Source organism: Janthinobacterium sp. MP5059B, from assembly GCF_001758645.1.
GTDB classification, from domain to species: Bacteria; Pseudomonadota; Gammaproteobacteria; order Burkholderiales; family Burkholderiaceae_D; genus Janthinobacterium; species Janthinobacterium lividum.
Genome location: NZ_LRHX01000016.1, coordinates 788,528 through 803,862 on the forward strand (window position 1 = coordinate 788,528; position 15,335 = coordinate 803,862).

Genomic DNA, 15,335 nt, shown 5'->3' on the forward strand with positions numbered 1-15,335 from the left:
GAAAGCGGAGACGTTTTCAATATAAACCCCTGCCCCCGAAAGCACGATTCAATTTTGTAACAAAAGCATACGCACGGGGCATCCACGCAACACGCTCAACGCATACGGCCCGTTTACGCTGGCGGCCCCGCTTTTTAGAGAATCTTTACGCCCCCGCTGCTAATCTTGAACGTACCTCAACCACCGCTGCAAAGCCACCATGGAACCCCATTCACGCCTGCAAACGCATCAAGCGCATCAAGCACTGCCCCACCGCCATCCCCGCCTGCCCACCTTCCTCATGCATATCACGGTCGACAAAGCCTGCCTGGCCGAGCTGCGCCAGCTGGTCGTCAAGACCTGCGGCGGCATGCTGTCATTCATGCGCGTCGAGGCGGTCGACCATGCCGAGCGCATGAAAGTCTGGCTGTGCGTGACGGAACCGGCCCTGCGCCTGACCATGGATGCCGTCATGCGCCTGTTGCCGGCGGCGGAATTTGGCCGTATCAGCCAGGGGAAATCGCTATGAACCAGTATGCCTGCGACCACGCGATGTCTTCAATGCGCATCACCGCGCACTTCCAGGGCATCTGGGTGCCGATGGTCACGCCATTCCTTGATGGCGATGGCGACATCGACTTCGACGCGGCCCAGCAACTCGCGTGCGAGCTGGCCGCCAGCGGCATCGACGGCCTGGTGGTGTGCGGCACCACGGGTGAAGCGGCCATGCTGAGCGCCGCAGAACAGACCATGCTGCTCGACAGCGTCCTCGAAGCCGTCGGCCCCCGCTTCCCCGTCGTGATGGGGATCGGCGGCAGCGATACGCGCGGCGTCGTCGCCACGGTGCAGCGCTACAACGACCATCCGCTGGCCGGCCTGCTCATCTCCGCACCCGCCTATGTGCGCCCTTCGCAGGATGGCATCGTGCGCCATTTCCAGGCCATCGCCGCCGCCACCGACCAGTCCATCGTGCTGTACAACGTGCCGGCGCGCACGGGCGTCAATATCGAACCGCAGACGGCGGCCCTGCTGGCGCGCGACTCGCACTTCGTCGCCATCAAGGAAGCGGGCGGCAAGCTGCAGCAGCTGGGCGAACTGCTGCTCGACACGCGCCTGGACGTCTTGTGCGGCGACGATGCGCTGCTGCTGGCCAGCCTGTCCATGGGCGGCCACGGCGCCATGTCGGCCGCCGCCCAGGTGCGCCCCGACCTGTATGCGCAGCTGTACCACCTCGTCAGGCAGGGCCGCCACGGCGCCGCCGGCGCGCTGTTCAAGACCATGCTGCCCGTCATCCGCCTGCTGTTTGCCGAACCGAATCCCGCTCCCGTCAAGGCGGCGCTGGCCATGCAGGGCAAGGTGCGCGACGCATTGCGCCTGCCGATGACGCCCATGTCTTCCGCCGGCCAGGCCGCCCTGGCCGCGGCACTCGATCCATTGATGCAGCTGCCGGCATGGTCGGCCAGCGACAGGGAAGAGCCGCGCGAAGGCTGTCTGCTGCAGCTGGTCTCCCCTGCCAACATCATGCCAGCCGTACGCCAAGATGATCATCGCCATCACGGATGAACGCGGGGGGATGGAAAAATCCATCCTGGCCGGGCGGCTGGCCGCCTCGCGCGCGCTGGCCGGACGCAAGGTATTGCTGCTCGATGCCGATCCGCGCCAGGGCGCCATGGCGCAAGCCAGGAATATGCACGACGGCGCCATGCACGGCAGCCTGACGCGGCCGCGCCTGATGGCGCGCGCCATCAGCGCCAAGGGCTTGCAACCGGAGCTGGAACACCTGGTGCACTGCTACCACGACATCGTCATCGACAGCGAAGGCCGCGACTCGATGGGCAGCCGTTCGGCCCTGATCGCCGCGCGCGTGCTGGTGGTGCCGCTCGACGGTGTCGTCAACGCCGCCGCGCAATCAGGCCTGGCGCGCCGCATTGCGCATGCGCGCAGCGTCAATCCGGGCCTGCGCGTCCTGCTGGCAACGGACACGCAAGCGGCACCGGCCCATGCCCTGGCCACGCAGATTCCCGCCGCCCGCGTAGTCAGCCTGGGACAGCTGTACTGCGCCGTTTTCAACCTGCCGGCCTAGCCTGGCGCATCACGTAAAAAAAAGGCGGCGCATGCGCCGCCTCTCCTCCCTGTCAATTAAAACGTCTTGCTGACGGTCAGCTGCAGCGCCGTCTTGCCCATGAATTTGCCATTCACGGGCGAGGCATAGGCGGACTTGCCGGCGTTCGTGCCGATCACGGCCAGCGCACCCGTCACCACGCCGAAGTCGCGCGTGACGCCCACTTTCCAGTCCGTGTAGCTAGCCGCGTCGTTGTTTTTGACCTTCTGATGGCCCGCATGCAGGTTGCCGGTCCAGCCGTTCGTCAGGTCGATGGTCGCGCCGATGTCCAGGTAGCCGCTGTTCTTGCTGTTGACGATGCCGAACAGGTTCGAGACGGCGTGCGAATATTTGACGTAGGCGGGACCATACGACAGCTGGCCGTAGACTTCCTGCGTGTCCGCGTCGGCCAGACCGGCGATATGCTTCAAGCCGTTGTCCGCATACACGTACGCCAGCACGCCCACGTCATAGCCAACGTCGCTGGTCAACTGGCCGCGCTTGCCCGCATACAGGTCCACTTCCACGTCGCCGCTGCCGCCCGCGTCCTTGGTCCACTTGATGGTGGAGGCCCAGGCGCCCGCGTACAGGCCCGTCGGGTTGTTGACATAGTCGGCGCCGCCCTGCAGCGCGGGTTTCAAGCGCGTCTGCGAAATGCCGCGATAGCGGTAGTCGGATACGCCGGCCACGTTGAAGCTGATGTCATTGTCGGGCTTGGCCTCTTCCGCGTGGGCCAGGCTGCCCGTAAAGGCTGTGGCGACGGCAAGTGCAACTAGCATTTTATTCATGGTTTTTTCTTCTTCATTGGTGGTATGGGCCTTTGCCAACATGGCGCAGCTGGCCCGCCGCTGCAAAAATTTTGGGTAAAGCGTCCCCCTGGCGCGCGCGGCGCCTGTTTTCAAACAGGGGATTGACAGGTGTTAGAGCGGCAGCAGCAGCCGGTAGCCGACGGCCGTTTCCGTCAACAGGTACTGCGGCTGGGCCGGATCGGCTTCCAGCTTCTGGCGCAGATGCCCCATGTAGATGCGCAGGTAATGGCCGTTTTCGCTGTTCGACGGCCCCCACACTTCGCGCAGCAGCTGCGGATTGGTGACCACCCGGCCCGCGTTCTTCACGAGTACCGACAGCAAACGGAATTCCGTCGGCGTCATGTGCACCAGTTGCTTGTTGCGCGTCACCAGCCGGTCCTTCAGGTCGACCCGCACGTCGCCGAACTGCACCACGCCATCGTCGCTGGCGGCGGGCTGGCGCTGACGGCGCAAGGTGGCGCGCACGCGGGCCAGCAGTTCGCCCACGCCGAACGGCTTGGTCAGATAATCGTCGGCGCCCGCGTCCAGCGCGCGGATCTTGTCCTGCTCGTCGACCCGCGCAGACAGCACGATGATGGGCACGGCCGACCATTTGCGGATGTCGGCGATGAAATCGATGCCGTCACCGTCGGGCAGCCCCAGGTCCAGTACGATCAGGTCGGGCCGGCGCGTGCCGGCATCGATCAGGCCCCGCTGCATGGTGGCGGATTCGAAAATCTGCCAGCCCTCGTCTTCCAGCGCGGCACGCACGAAGCGGCGGATTTGCGGTTCATCCTCGACCAGCAAGGCGGTGGCGGAAGGTTCGTTCATGTTGGTTTTCCTGTTTCATGGTCGTTGGCGTCATCGAGCTCGGTCTCCGGCGGCGCCGGGGGCGTGCCCAGCGGCAGGCTGAAGACGATGGCGGCGCCCTGTCCCGGCGCGTGCGGCTGCGCGTGGATGGTGCCGCCGTGGGCTTCGACGATGGCACGGCAAATGGCCAGCCCCAGCCCGACGCCCGGCTTGTTCGATTCGCGCTCGCCGCGCGTGAATTTTTCAAAGATGGCTTCTTCTCGGCCCGGCGGCAAACCCGGGCCATCATCAGACACCGCCACCTGCAGGAACTGGCCGTGCACCCCGGCCGCGACCGTGATGGTGCTGCCCGGCGGCGTGTACTTGGTCGCGTTTTCCAGCAGGTTGCACAGCACGCGCTCGATCAGCACGGCATCGTAGCGCACCAGCGGCAAGTCCGGCGCCAGCTGCGTCTGCACGACATGCTGCTGCAATTGCGGGCCGCTGGCGCGCAGCGCGCTGCCCACCACTTCTTCCAGCGCCTGCCATTGCAGGTTCAGGCGCACCTGTCCGCTCTCGATGCGCGCCATGTCCAGCAAGTTCGCCACCAGGGCGCTCATGCGCACGGTTTCGGACTGCAGCGAGCGCGCCATGTCCAGCTGCGCGGGCGACAAGGCGGGCCGCGACAGGGCCAGCGATTCGGCCAGGCCAACCAGCGACGTCAATGGCGTGCGCAAGTCGTGCGACAGGGCCGCCAGCAGCGAATTGCGCAGCCGCTCGGACTCCATCTGCAGCAGCGCGCCCTGGGCCACGTCGATATAGTGCACGCGTTCGAGGGCGATGGCCGCCAGCGCGGCAAAGGTATCGAGGTGCTGGCGCTGTTCCGGCACCAGCAGCCAACGCCCGCGCTGCGCGCCATCGAGCGGCAGCAGCGCCAGCACGCCCCGCGTGCGCATCGGCGCGATCAGCGGCAGGTAGAAAATGGGCGAAGCCGGCAAGGTATCGGTCCCCGTCCCCGCCGCCTGTGCATGGTCGAAGGCCCACTGCGCAATGCCGATATCGAGCGCCTCGCCGCCGTTCGGGGCCTGCAAGCCGCCCTCGTCATCGGGCAGCAGCAGGGTGGCGCGCGCGCGGAAAGCCCGTTCGATGGCGCTTTTCGTGATGTCGAAAATCTGCTCCGTCTGCAGCACGCCGGACAGCTCGCGCGAGAATTCATACAGGGCGCGGGCGCGCGCTTCGCGGTGCGAGGCCACGCGCGCCTGGAAGCGCAGGCCCGCCGTCAGATGGCCCGTGATCAGGCCCACGGCCAGCATCACGCCAAAGGTGATCACATACTGGAAATCGCCCACGGCAAACGAGAAGCGCGGTGGCACGAAGACGAAATCGAAGCAGGCCACGCCCACCAGGCTCGCCAGCGCCGCCGGCCCGCGCCCCAGGCGCACGGCCACCAGCACCACCGTCAGCAAGGACAGCATGGCGATATTGGCCAGGTCAAGATAAGGCTGCAGGGGGACGGAGGCGAGCGCCGTGGCCAGGCTGGCGCCGGCGGCCAATATGTAGCGCCAATGGCGCGAGGGCCGGCGCGGCGCCTCCGCATCTTCGCCGGCCGCGCGCCGGGGCGCCGCATCGGCAGGCGGCAAGCCCACCTCGATCAAATCGATATCGGGCGCCAGGCTGGCCATGCGCGCGGCTGGCGGCGTGTGCCACAGGCGCGTCAGCGTGCCTGCGCGGCCACGGCCCACGATGACTTTCGAGATATTCGCGTTGCGCGCATACTCGACCACGGCGCCGGCGATGTCGGCAGACGGCACAATGGCCGTGCGCGCGCCCAGGTCCTGCGCCAGTTTCAGGGTTTTCAGGATGCGCTCGCGCTGAACCGCCGGCAGGCGTTGCAAACGCGGGGTTTCCACGTACAGCGCATGCCATTCCGCATTCAGCTGGCTGGCCAGGCGCGCCGTGCTGCGGATCACGTGCTCGCCGCCCGCGTGCGGCCCCACGCAGGCTAGCAGCGCGGCGCCCGTCTTCCACACGGGATTGATGGATTTCTCGACGCGGTAAGCCTGCACGTCGTCCTGCACCCGGTCCGCCGTGCGGCGCAATGCCAGTTCGCGCAAGGCGATCAGGTTACCCTTGCGGAAAAAATGCTGCGATGCCCGCTCGGCTTGCAGCGGCTGATACACCTTGCCCTGCTTCAGGCGGCGCAGCAGTTCATCGGCCGGGATATCGACCAGCACCACCTCATCGGCGCGGTCGAATACCGTGTCGGGCAGGGTCTCCGCCACGCACACGCCCGTGATCCCGCCCACTACATCGTTCAGGCTTTCCAGATGCTGCACATTCACGGTGGACAGCACGTCGATGCCGGCCGCCAGCAATTCCTCGACATCCTGCCAGCGTTTCGGATGGCGCGAACCGGCCACGTTCGAATGGGCCAGTTCATCCATCAGTATCAGCGCGGGCGCGCGCCGCAAGGCCTCGTCCAGGTCGAACTCGAACAGGGTCTTGCCCCGGTACTCGATGGGCTTCAGGGGAAGCACGGGCAAGCCGTCAAGCTGGGCCGCCGTATCCTGGCGCCCATGCGTCTCCACCACCCCCACCAGCAAGTCCTGGCCATCGGCCAGCAATTTGCGTGCGGCCGCCAGCATCGCGTAGGTCTTGCCGACGCCGGCCGAGGCGCCGAAATAAATGCGCAGCCGGCCGCGCGCGGCTTTCTTTTCCTGCGCCTGCACTTGCGCCAGCAGGGCATCAGGGTCGGGGCGTTGGCTGTCGTTGGGGAGCATGTTGTATTTTAATCTTCTTGGGCATTGTAGGTCGGATTAGCGCGTCCGAAGGGCGCGCGTAATCCGACGACATTGTTGGCTGCGCCGTGGGTAAAGTCGGCTTACGCTGCGCTAAGCCGACCTACGCCGACCTACGCCGGCCAACCAACCGTTGTCAGCTTACTTTGCCATGGCATCCAGCGCCAGATTCAGTTCCAGCACATTGACCCGCGGCTCGCCGAAAAAGCCGATATACGCGGTTTTCTGCACCTTGGCGATGGCGTTTTCCACCTGCGCCAGCGGCATGGCGCGCACGCGGGCCACGCGCGGCGCCTGGTACAGGGCGCCCGCCAGGCTGATTTCCGGATCCAGGCCGCTGCTCGACGCCGTCACCAGGTCGACGGGGATCGGGTTGCGGTTGCCCGGATCGGCAGCCTGCAGGGCGGCGATGCGCGCCTTGACAGCGTCCACCAGGGCCGGATTGGTCGGCCCCTGGTTCGAGCCGCCCGAACCGGCACCGTTGTTCGCCATCGGCGCGGTGGCCGATGGGCGGCCCCAGAAATACTTGGGCGAGGTGAAGGACTGGCCGATCAGGGTCGAGCCGACAGGCTTGCCACCACGCTCGACGATGCTGCCGTTGACTTCATCGTTGAAAGCCAGCTGCCCGATGCCGGCCGTGGCAAACGGATAGACGACGCCGCAGATCACGGTCAGCGCGGCAAACAGGACCAGGGCGGGACGTACGATAGTGCTCATGACGGTTCCTTTAGACTAAATTGAGTGCGGACAGCAGCATGTCGATCAGCTTGATGCCGATGAAGGGCAGGACGATGCCGCCCAGGCCGTAGATCAGCAGGTTGCGGCGCAACAGGCTGGCCGCGCCGATGGCCCGGTATTGCACGCCTTTCAGCGCCAGCGGAATCAGCACGACGATGATCAATGCATTGAAGATCACGGCCGACATGATGGCCGAGGCGGGACTGGCCAGGTGCATGATGTCCAGCGCCTTCAACTGCGGATAGGTGCCCACGAAGGCGGCCGGGATGATGGCGAAGTACTTGGCGATATCGTTCGAAATCGAGAACGTCGTCAGCGAACCGCGCGTCATCAGCATCTGCTTGCCGATTTCAACGATTTCCAGCAGCTTGGTGGGATTCGAATCCAGATCCACCATATTGCCCGCTTCTTTTGCCGCCTGCGTGCCCGAGTTCATGGCCACGGCCACGTCGGCCTGCGCCAGCGCTGGCGCATCGTTGGTGCCATCGCCCGTCATCGCCACCAGGCGGCCTTCGGCCTGGTAGCTGCGGATGAGTTTCAGCTTGTCTTCCGGCGTCGCTTCGGCAAGGAAATCGTCCACGCCCGCTTCGGCGGCAATCGCCGCTGCCGTCAGCTTGTTGTCGCCCGTGATCATGACGGTCTTGATGCCCATGCGGCGCAGTTCCGCGAAGCGCTCCTTGATGCCGCCCTTGACGATATCCTTCAGCTCCACGGCGCCCATGACGCGGCCGTCGTCAACCACCACCAGCGGCGTGCTGCCGCGGCGGGCGATGTCGTCTACGGCGCGCCCCACCTCGGCCGGATACGGCTGGCCCAGCGCTTCCACGTACTTCTTCATGGAGTCGGCCGCGCCCTTGCGCAGCTGGCGTACCTGCTGTTCGCCCGCGATATCCACGCCGCTCATGCGCGTCTGCGCCGTGAAGGGCACGAAGGTGGCGTGCAGGCTGGCCATCTCGCGTTCGCGGATATTGAACTTCTGCTTGGCCAGCACGACGATGCTGCGCCCTTCCGGCGTTTCATCGGCCAGGGAGGCCAGCTGCGCCGCATCGGCCAGCTGCTGCTCCGTCACGCCGGGCGCCGGCACGAAGCTGGAAGCCTGGCGGTTGCCCAGGGTGATGGTGCCCGTTTTGTCGAGCAGCAGCACGTCCACGTCGCCGGCCGCTTCCACGGCGCGGCCCGACGTGGCGATCACATTGGCCTGCATCATGCGGCTCATGCCGGCCACGCCGATGGCGGACAACAGGCCGCCGATGGTGGTCGGAATCAGGCACACGAGCAGCGCAATCAGCACGGTGATGGTCACCGGCGTGCCACTGCCGGCCGCCGCCACGGAAAACAGCGAATACGGCAGCAGGGTCACGGTGACGATCAGGAACACGATCGACAGGGCGACGAGCAGGATCGTCAAGGCGATCTCATTCGGCGTCTTCTGGCGCTTGGCGCCTTCGACCATGGCGATCATGCGGTCGATGAAGGCTTCGCCGGGATTGACGGAAACGCGCACCAGCAGCCAGTCCGACAGCACGCGGGTGCCGCCCGTGACGGCGGAAAAGTCGCCGCCCGATTCACGGATGACGGGCGCCGATTCGCCCGTGATGGCGCTTTCGTCGACGGAGGCCACGCCGGCCGTCACTTCGCCGTCGGCGGGAATGACGTCGCCCGCCTCCACCAGCACCGTCATGCCCTTGCGCAGGTCGGTGGCCGGCGTGGGCAGCCAGGAAGTGCCGTATTTCGGCGTCTGCATTTTCTTTGCCATCACCGTTTGCTTGAGGGCGCGCAGGGACGCGGCTTGCGCCTTGCTGCGGCCTTCGGCCAGCGCCTCGGCAAAGTTCGCGAACAGCACGGTAAACCACAGCCACACGGCGACGGCGACGATGAAGCCGAATGGCGCTTCGCCCTGGCCATTCAGGGCCTGGATGGCCAGCAGGGTCGTGATGATGCTGCCCACGTAGACGACGAACATCACGGGGCTGCGCCACTGCGTGCGGGGGTCGAGTTTTTTGAACGCATCGACGACGGCGGGGCCGATCAGTACGGAATCGAACAAGGTCAGGCTTGTGCGTGACATGGTAGCCTCTTATTTGATGAAAAGTTGCAGGTGTTCGACGATCGGGCCCAGGGCCAGCGCGGGAACGTAATTCAAAACGCCGACGAGCACGACAACGCCGATCAGCAGGCCGATGAACATGGGGCCGTGCGTGGGCATGGTGCCGGCATTGGCCGACAGGCGCTGCTTGGCCGCCAGCGAACCGGCCACCGCCAGCACGGGCACGATCACGCCGAAGCGGCCGAACCACATGGCGATCGCCAGCATCACGTTGTAGAACGGCGTGTTGGCGGACAGGCCGGCAAACGCGCTGCCGTTGTTGTTGGCCGCCGACGTGAAGGCGTACAGGATTTCGGAAAAACCATGCGCGCCCGGATTGGCCACGCCAACCGTGCCCGGTTCGACCATCACGGCGATCGCCGTGCCCGTCAAGACCAGGGCTGGCGTGACCAGGATGGCCAGCGAGACCATCTTCATTTCATAGGCCTGGATTTTCTTGCCCAGATATTCGGGCGTGCGGCCTATCATCAGGCCTGCGATGAAGACGGCCAGGATGGCGAACATCAGCATGCCGTACAGGCCCGTGCCCACGCCGCCGAAAATCACTTCGCCGAACTGCATCAGCAGCAGCGGCACCATGCCGCCCAGGGGCATGTAGGAATCGTGCATGGAATTGACGGCGCCGCACGATGCGGCCGTCGTCACCGCCGCGAACAGGGTCGAGGAGCTAATGCCGAAGCGCGTTTCCTTGCCTTCCATATTGCCGCCCGATTGCAGGCTGCTGGCCTGCTGGTCCACGCCCAGGGCTTGCAGGGCGGGATTGGCTTGCTGCTCGGCGCTCATCACGCCAGCCGTCATGACGACAAAAATCAGGGTCATGGCGGCCAGCACTGCCCAGCCCTGGCGCATGTCGCCCACCATGCGGCCGAACGTGAAGCACAGGCCGGCGGGGATGATGAAGATGGCCAGCATCTGCAGGAAGTTCGACAGCACGGTGGGGTTTTCATACGGATGCGAGGAATTGGCGTTGAAGAAGCCGCCGCCATTCGTGCCCAGCAGCTTGATCGACTCCTGCGACGCGACAGGGCCCATGGCGATCGTCTGCGTCGTCGCCAGTTGCGCTTCCATCACGGGCTTGCCGGCCGCATCCAGCACGGGCTGGCCGTCGGCCGTCACTTTCGGCGTTTCATACGCCACGTGGTCGAGCAGGGTCACTTCCTTGTAGGCGGAAAAATTCTGGATCATGCCTTCGCCCATGAAGACGACGGACAGGGCCAGGGACAACGGCAGCAGGATGTACAGGGTCGAGCGCACCAGGTCGACCCAGAAATTGCCGATCGACTTGCCCGAGCGCGAGGCGAAGCCGCGTACCAGCGCGAAGATCACGGCGATGCCGGTGGCCGCCGAAAAGAAGTTCTGACAGGCCAGGCCCAGCATCTGGGTCAGGTAGCTCATGGTCTGTTCGCCGCCATAGCCCTGCCAGTTGGTATTGGCGACGAAGCTGACGGTGGTATTGAACGAGGAATCGGGGCTGACGGCGCCCAGTCCCTGCGGATTGAGTGGCAGGAAGCCCTGCAGGCGCTGCAGGCCGTAGACGAAGACGGCGCCCACGGTATTGAAGACGATCAGGGCGATGGCATAGCTTTTCCAGCCCATGGCCTTGTCGGCGGGAAGGCCGGACCAGCGGTACAGCAGGTTTTCCAGCTTTTGCAGCCAGCCCAGGCCGCGCACGGGGCCATCGCCGGCCACCCTGGCCATGTACAGGCCCAGCGGATAGCCGGCGGCCAGCAGCACGGCCAGGAAAGCCACCAGTAACAGTATCGATTGCGTCGTCATCACAGCTCCTCCGCCTTCAGCAGCGCCACCAGCAAATACACGAGCAGGCCAGCCGAGACGACGGCGCCCAGCACATAAAACGCGTTCATTTGACGCTCCCTAATTTGTCGCAGGCGACGGCAAAGCCGGCCGCCACGACGAAAAACACGGCAATCAAGCCGAGATACACGAGATCCATTCCCACCCTCATTCAGGTTTGTTTTGATAGTGAGCAGATTAGCCAAAAGGGTCTAAAAAATTCGTAAAGACTGGGGAGGCAGCTGTAAACAAGATGTAAAAACGGCGGCTTTACCGCATAAAATCCAGCACAATTGGCGCAAAACCACGCGCGCGGCGCACTGTTGTTGCCTTGGAGTAGCGCTATTGCCCGCCGATCAAGATAGAATGCGCGAGCGTCCGCACAAGGACGCCAAGCCTGCCGCACTGCCCTCCCCCAGTGACGCTGGACGGGATATACTGTATATTCATACAGTTATCGCCGCCGCTGTCATTGCGCCCGCAGTGCCCTGGCCTGGCGTTCCAACCACTGTCTTTACTTAGCTTGAACACGTATGGCCACTAAAAAACCAGCATCCGACTACAGCGAATCATCCATCCGTGTCCTGAAAGGACTGGAACCCGTCAAGCAGCGCCCGGGGATGTACACCCGCACTGAAAATCCGCTGCACATCATTCAGGAAGTGATCGACAATGCCTCCGACGAGGCGCTGGGCGGTCATTGCACGCATATCGCCGTCACGCAAAACACGGATGGCAGCATTACCGTCGAAGACAATGGCCGCGGCATTCCCGTCGGCCTGCACCCGGAAGAAGGCGTGCCAACGGTGGAAATCGTGTTTACACGGCTGCACGCGGGCGGCAAGTTCGACAAGGGTTCGGGCGGCGCCTACGCGTTCTCGGGCGGTCTGCACGGCGTCGGCGTGTCCGTCACCAATGCGCTGTCGACGCGCCTGGAAATCACCGTCTGGCGCAAGGAAAGCGACGGCAACGGCCTGCACCACATGGTGTTTGCGAATGGCGACGTGATCGAGCCCTTGAATTCCCGCCCCGCCCCGCGCGACGGCAAGAAGTCGGGCACGCGCGTCACCGCCTGGCCCGACGCAAAATATTTTGATTCGCCCAACATCTCGCAAACGGAGCTGCAACGCCTGCTGCGCTCGAAAGCCGTGCTGCTGCCGGGCGTCACCGTGACGCTCACCAACGCGAAGACGGGCGACACGCAAACCTGGCAGTACGCGGAAGGCTTGCGCGGCTACCTGACCGAAACGCTGGCGCAGGTATCGAATGGCGAAACCCTGATTCCCCTGTTCGAAGGCGCGCAATACGCGGGTCCGGACTCGGAAGGCTTTGCCGAAGGCGAAGGCGCGGCCTGGGTGGTGGCGTGGACGGAAGAAGGCGCCATCGTGCGCGAGTCGTATGTCAACCTGATCCCCACCTCGAATGGCGGCACGCACGAATCGGGCTTGCGCGACGGCCTGTTCGGCGCCGTGAAGAACTTCGTCGAAATGCACTCGCTGCTGCCGAAAGGCGTGAAGCTGCTGCCCGAAGACGTGTTCGCGCGCGCTTCCTTCGTGCTGTCGGCCAAGGTGCTGGACCCGCAATTCCAGGGCCAGATCAAGGAACGCCTGAACTCGCGCGACGCCGTGCGCCTCGTCTCGACCTTCACCAAGCCGCCGCTGGAACTGTGGCTGAACCAGCACGTCGACTACGGCAAGAAGCTGGCCGATCTCGTGATCAAGCAGGCGCAGTCGCGCCAGCGCTCGCTGCAAAAAGTGGAAAAGAAAAAATCCTCGGGCGTCGCCGTCCTTCCCGGCAAGCTGACCGACTGCGAATCGTCGGACATCGCGCGCAATGAACTGTTCCTCGTCGAGGGCGACTCGGCGGGCGGTTCGGCCAAGATGGGGCGCGACAAGGAATTCCAGGCCATCCTGCCCCTGCGCGGCAAGGTCTTGAACTCGTGGGAAACGGACCGCGACCGCCTGTTCGCGAATAACGAGATCCACGACATTGCGGTCGCCATCGGCGTCGATCCGCACAGCGTGGGCGATACGCCCGACCTGTCCGGCCTGCGCTACGGCAAGATCTGCATCCTGTCCGACGCGGACGTGGACGGCTCGCACATCCAGGTACTGCTGCTGACGCTGTTCTTCAAGCACTTCCCGGCCCTGATCAACAAGGGACACATCTGCATCGCCCGTCCGCCTTTGTACCGCGTGGATGCGCCGGCGCGCGGCAAGAAGCCGATGCAGAAAATCTATGCGCTCGACGATGGCGAACTGCTCGCCATCGAGGACAAGCTGCGCAAGGAAGGCGTGAAACAGGGCGCCTGGTCGATCTCGCGCTTCAAGGGCCTGGGCGAGATGAACGCCGAGCAGCTGTGGGAAACGACGATGAACCCGGACACGCGCCGTTTGCTGCCCGTCACGCTCGGTGAAGTCGACCACATGGCCTCGGCTTCGCGCTTCAATATGTTGATGGGCAAAGGCGAAGCCGCCGGACGCCGCGCCTGGATCGAAGAACACGGCAATGAGGCGGAGGCGGATATCTGATGATCATCGGTATCGACCTGGGCACCACCAACAGCCTGGTCGCCATCTGGCGCGATGGCAAGGCTTCCATCATCCCGAATGCGCTCGGTGAACACCTGACGCCATCGTGCGTCAGCATCGACGACGACGGCACCGTGCTGGTGGGCCGCGCCGCGCGCGAGCGCCTGCAGACGCACCCGCAGCTGACGGCGGCCGTCTTCAAGCGCTACATGGGCAGTGAAAAGAAGATCACCCTCGGCACGCAGCAATTCCGTCCGGAAGAGCTGTCGTCGATGGTGCTGCGCGCACTGAAGGAAGATGCCGAAGCCTTTTTGGGACACAAGGTCGAGGAAGCCATCATCACCGTGCCCGCGTATTTCAGCGATGCGCAGCGCAAGGCCACGCGCATCGCCGGCCAGCTGGCGGGCTTGCGCGTGGAACGCCTGCTGAACGAACCGACGGCCGCCGCGCTGGCCTACGGCATCCGCGACAAGGAACAGGAAAGCAAATTCCTCGTCTTCGACCTGGGCGGCGGCACCTTCGACGTGTCGATCCTGGAGCTGTTCGAAGGCGTGATGGAAGTGCGCGCCTCGGCCGGCGACAATTTTCTGGGCGGCGAAGACTTCGTCACCGTGCTGGTCGACGCCTTTTTGGAAGGCAGCGGCTTGCGCGATGCGGCCGGCAGCCGCCTGTTCGACCCGCGCCAGCAGCAGCTGCTGCGCGATGAGGCAGAGCGCGTCAAGCGCCTGCTGTCGGACCGGCCATCCGTGCGCATGGCCACGCGCTACCAGGACAAGGAATACAGCTGGGAGATCAGCGAAGACAAACTGGCGCAATTGTGCGAGCCCCTGCTGGCCCGCCTGCGCCTGCCCGTGGAACGGGCGCTGCGCGACGCCACCATCCGCGCCGCGGAATTGAATGAAGTAGTGCTGGCCGGCGGTGCCACGCGCATGCCGCTGGTGCGTAAACTCGTCTCGCGCATGTTCGGCCGCTTCCCCGCCATCCACCTGGATCCGGACGAAGCCGTGGCGCTGGGCGCCGCCGTGCAGGCGGGGCTCAAGATGCGCGACGCGGCGCTCGACGAAGTGGTCATGACGGACGTGGCGCCGTACTCGCTGGGCATTTCCATTTCGCGCCAGGTCGGCGCGAACCAGTATGAAGGCGGGCATTACCTGCCCATCATCGAGCGCAATTCCGTGGTGCCCGTCTCGCGCACGGAAAACATCACCACCATCCACGACAACCAGAAGGAAATCAACGTGGCGATCTTCCAGGGCGAGTCGCGCCTGGTGGCCGACAACGTCTTCCTCGGCAAGATCAGCTTCCCGATACCCGCGAAAAAGGCGGGCGAAATCGGCATCGACGTGCGCTTCACCTACGACGTCAGCGGCGTGCTGGAAGCGGAAGTGACAGTGCTGGCCACGCAGGAAAAGCACAAGATGATCATCAGCGACAACGCGGGCGTGATGACGCCGGAACAGATCGAGCAGCGCTTTGCGGAACTGGCCGACCTGAAGATCCACCCACGCGAGCAGATGGAAAACCGCACCCTGGTCACGCGCGCCGACCGGCTGTACGAACAGTCTCTGGGCGACGTGCGCCAGTACCTGGCGGCGCACACGGCCAACTTCCAGGCCGCGCTGGAAACGCAGGACCCGAACACCATCCGCAAGGCACGCCAGGCGCTCGACGAAGTGTTGCGCCAGGTCGAGAGCGAGAGCTTCCTGTAAA

12 protein-coding genes are annotated in these 15,335 nt (G+C 64.7%); 5 read left to right on the forward strand and 7 right to left on the reverse strand.

The genetic code is table 11. The annotated features are described in order from the left end of the window. Window positions 1–199 precede the first annotated feature (199 nt). From JAB1_RS20635 to JAB1_RS20645, 3 genes are read left to right on the forward strand one after another with little or no spacing between them, the layout of a single operon-like run. Window positions 200–508: a hypothetical protein gene (locus JAB1_RS20635; protein ID WP_225317423.1), complete on the forward strand. Its 309-nt coding sequence runs from the start codon at window positions 200–202 to the stop codon at window positions 506–508. Continuing rightward, on the forward strand, window positions 505–1,542 hold the full coding sequence (gene dapA, locus JAB1_RS20640; RefSeq protein WP_070281585.1) for a 4-hydroxy-tetrahydrodipicolinate synthase: 1,038 nt from the start codon (window positions 505–507) through the stop codon (window positions 1,540–1,542). Before JAB1_RS20635 ends, dapA begins: the two co-directional genes overlap by 4 nt. 10 nt (window positions 1,543–1,552) lie before the next feature. Then, window positions 1,553–2,062, forward strand: coding sequence for a cobyrinic acid ac-diamide synthase (locus JAB1_RS20645; RefSeq protein WP_254672178.1), 510 nt, complete (start codon window positions 1,553–1,555; stop codon window positions 2,060–2,062). Window positions 2,063–2,118: 56 nt separating this feature from the next. Here the strand turns inward: JAB1_RS20645 and JAB1_RS20650 are convergent, their stop codons facing one another. From JAB1_RS20650 to kdpF, 7 genes are all read right to left on the reverse strand, one after another. Next, the gene (locus tag JAB1_RS20650; protein ID WP_070281867.1) at window positions 2,119–2,868 is read right to left on the reverse strand and encodes a TorF family putative porin; all 750 of its coding nucleotides are present in this window, start codon (window positions 2,866–2,868) and stop codon (window positions 2,119–2,121) included. 132 nt (window positions 2,869–3,000) lie between these two features. After that, window positions 3,001–3,699, reverse strand: coding sequence for a two-component system response regulator KdpE (kdpE, locus tag JAB1_RS20655; protein WP_034746496.1), 699 nt, complete (start codon window positions 3,697–3,699; stop codon window positions 3,001–3,003). Further along, on the reverse strand, window positions 3,696–6,437 hold the full coding sequence (locus JAB1_RS20660; protein ID WP_070281586.1) for a DUF4118 domain-containing protein: 2,742 nt from the start codon (window positions 6,435–6,437) through the stop codon (window positions 3,696–3,698). Before JAB1_RS20660 ends, kdpE begins: the two co-directional genes overlap by 4 nt. A 159-nt stretch (window positions 6,438–6,596) precedes the next feature. Beyond that, a complete protein-coding gene (gene kdpC / locus JAB1_RS20665; protein ID WP_070281587.1) occupies window positions 6,597–7,172 on the reverse strand; it encodes a potassium-transporting ATPase subunit KdpC in 576 nt (191 codons plus the stop codon). 10 nt (window positions 7,173–7,182) lie between these two features. Next, window positions 7,183–9,261 carry a potassium-transporting ATPase subunit KdpB gene (kdpB, locus tag JAB1_RS20670; RefSeq protein ID WP_070281588.1) on the reverse strand — a complete coding sequence of 693 codons (2,079 nt, stop codon included), beginning with the start codon at window positions 9,259–9,261 and terminating at the stop codon, window positions 7,183–7,185. Window positions 9,262–9,270: 9 nt separating this feature from the next. Continuing rightward, window positions 9,271–11,076: a potassium-transporting ATPase subunit KdpA gene (gene kdpA / locus JAB1_RS20675; protein ID WP_070281589.1), complete on the reverse strand. Its 1,806-nt coding sequence runs from the start codon at window positions 11,074–11,076 to the stop codon at window positions 9,271–9,273. Then, complete coding sequence (gene kdpF / locus JAB1_RS20680) at window positions 11,076–11,165, reverse strand: K(+)-transporting ATPase subunit F (protein ID WP_034746483.1); 90 nt, start codon at window positions 11,163–11,165, stop codon at window positions 11,076–11,078. The genes kdpA and kdpF overlap by 1 nt, the downstream gene beginning before the upstream one ends. A 462-nt stretch (window positions 11,166–11,627) precedes the next feature. Between kdpF and JAB1_RS20685 the strand changes: the two genes are divergently transcribed. Continuing rightward, window positions 11,628–13,625: a DNA topoisomerase IV subunit B gene (locus JAB1_RS20685; RefSeq protein ID WP_034780309.1), complete on the forward strand. Its 1,998-nt coding sequence runs from the start codon at window positions 11,628–11,630 to the stop codon at window positions 13,623–13,625. Further along, window positions 13,625–15,334, forward strand: a complete 1,710-nt coding sequence (locus JAB1_RS20690) for a molecular chaperone HscC (protein WP_070281590.1) — start codon at window positions 13,625–13,627, stop codon at window positions 15,332–15,334. The genes JAB1_RS20685 and JAB1_RS20690 overlap by 1 nt, the downstream gene beginning before the upstream one ends. Window position 15,335: the final 1 nt, after the last annotated feature.

Coding starts and splice junctions, on each gene's coding strand:
- JAB1_RS20685 (WP_034780309.1), top strand. CDS start 11,628: ATGGCCACTAAAAAACCAGCATCCGACTACAGCGAATCATCCATCCGT.
- kdpF (WP_034746483.1), bottom strand. CDS start 11,165: ATGAACGCGTTTTATGTGCTGGGCGCCGTCGTCTCGGCTGGCCTGCTC.
- JAB1_RS20650 (WP_070281867.1), bottom strand. CDS start 2,868: ATGAATAAAATGCTAGTTGCACTTGCCGTCGCCACAGCCTTTACGGGC.
- dapA (WP_070281585.1), top strand. CDS start 505: ATGAACCAGTATGCCTGCGACCACGCGATGTCTTCAATGCGCATCACC.
- JAB1_RS20690 (WP_070281590.1), top strand. CDS start 13,625: ATGATCATCGGTATCGACCTGGGCACCACCAACAGCCTGGTCGCCATC.
- kdpB (WP_070281588.1), bottom strand. CDS start 9,261: ATGTCACGCACAAGCCTGACCTTGTTCGATTCCGTACTGATCGGCCCC.
- kdpA (WP_070281589.1), bottom strand. CDS start 11,076: ATGACGACGCAATCGATACTGTTACTGGTGGCTTTCCTGGCCGTGCTG.
- JAB1_RS20635 (WP_225317423.1), top strand. CDS start 200: ATGGAACCCCATTCACGCCTGCAAACGCATCAAGCGCATCAAGCACTG.
- kdpE (WP_034746496.1), bottom strand. CDS start 3,699: ATGAACGAACCTTCCGCCACCGCCTTGCTGGTCGAGGATGAACCGCAA.
- JAB1_RS20660 (WP_070281586.1), bottom strand. CDS start 6,437: ATGCTCCCCAACGACAGCCAACGCCCCGACCCTGATGCCCTGCTGGCG.
- JAB1_RS20645 (WP_254672178.1), top strand. CDS start 1,553: ATGGAAAAATCCATCCTGGCCGGGCGGCTGGCCGCCTCGCGCGCGCTG.
- kdpC (WP_070281587.1), bottom strand. CDS start 7,172: ATGAGCACTATCGTACGTCCCGCCCTGGTCCTGTTTGCCGCGCTGACC.